The organism is Halomonas campaniensis (assembly GCF_014193375.1).
In the GTDB taxonomy this organism is placed as follows: Bacteria; Pseudomonadota; Gammaproteobacteria; order Pseudomonadales; family Halomonadaceae; genus Halomonas; species Halomonas campaniensis.
On record NZ_JACHZF010000075.1, the window covers coordinates 1 to 1,213 of the forward strand.

At 58.0% G+C, this 1,213-nt stretch carries 2 protein-coding genes; one reads left to right on the forward strand and one right to left on the reverse strand.

Annotation, left to right across the window (positions count from 1 at the left end):
* Nucleotides 1-133: 133 nt before the first annotated feature.
* Nucleotides 134-427 carry a hypothetical protein gene (locus BDK63_RS18300; RefSeq protein WP_183334586.1) on the reverse strand — a complete coding sequence of 98 codons (294 nt, stop codon included), beginning with the start codon at nt 425-427 and terminating at the stop codon, nt 134-136.
* Nucleotides 428-493: 66 nt separating this feature from the next.
* Here BDK63_RS18300 and BDK63_RS18305 point away from each other — a divergent pair, with 66 nt between their 5' ends.
* Complete coding sequence (locus BDK63_RS18305; protein WP_183334588.1) at nt 494-1,105, forward strand: restriction endonuclease subunit S; 612 nt, start codon at nt 494-496, stop codon at nt 1,103-1,105.
* The last annotated feature ends 108 nt before the right edge of the window (nt 1,106-1,213 follow it).

The window sequence follows — 1,213 nt, forward strand, 5'->3', positions numbered from 1 at the left end:
AGACCACCGGAGGTGGTCAGAAAATGATCGCTGACGCGGTGATTGTGTCACTCTGAGCCCTTCAACTGCTCAGAACCGAATTGATCAGTGGTTCCTTAGTGAACAGCAGCGCATCGTCGACAAGATAGAATCCCTATTCGCCCAGCTGGACCATGGCGAGGCCAGTCTGCGTGATGTACAGAAGCTGCTGGCTCGCTATCGCCAGTCCGTCCTCAAGGCCGCCGTCACCGGCCAGCTGACCGCCGACTGGCGGGCCGAGAACGCCGACCGTCTGGAGTCTGGCAGCGCCCTGCTGGAGCGCATCCTTCAGGCCCGCCGCGAGAACTGGCAGGGCCGGGGAAAGTACAAGGAGCCCGTGGCGCCAGATACCAGCGACCTGCCGGATCTGCCTGAGAGGTGGGTATGGGCATCGGTTGATCAGCTCCATACCCATCTTACGAGCGGATCGCGGGCTTGGAAGCAGTATTATGGTAGAGGTGATGGCGTATTCATCATGGCACAGAACGTGCGCTCCATGAGATTCGATCTGTCTGAAAGATTCCTGGTTGACCCGCCGCCGGATAGCCCGGATGCAGTCCGAAGTGAGGTGAAAAAGGATGATATTCTCATCACGATAGTAGGGGCCAATACGGGGGATGTGTGCCGCTTTCCTAGCGATGAGGATCGCCATTATGTTTGCCAAAGTGTTGCGCTCCTCAGGTTGGCAGATGTCGCTCTCAGCCCATTTGTTGAGACCTTCCTGGCCAGCAAGGGTGCTGGACGTGATCAGCTCGAAAAGTTCATATATGGAGCTGGACGACCACACCTGAGTTTTGAGCAACTACGCTCTGTGGTTGTGCCGATACCACCCTTGGGTGAGCAGGCCGAAATCATGCAGCGGGTGAGTGAGAAGCTGGATGAGATCAATCAGGTTGAGGCTGCATGCAAGGCTGAACTCACCCGCTCCGCCGCCCTCCGCCAGTCCATCCTCAAGGACGCCTTTGCCGGTAAGCTGGTGCCTCAGGACCCTGATGATGAGCCCGCCAGCGAACTGCTGGCTCGCATTCGCGCCGAACGTGATGCCGCCACCCCCAAGAAACGCACCCGCAAGAAGGCCACCGCATGAGCAAGGAACAACTGTAAGCGCTCCAGCAACCCCATCTTCTAGAACTGACTGGCGCCGGCCACACTGGTGACCTCTGATCATTGGAGGACGCCATGAACGAACTAACCT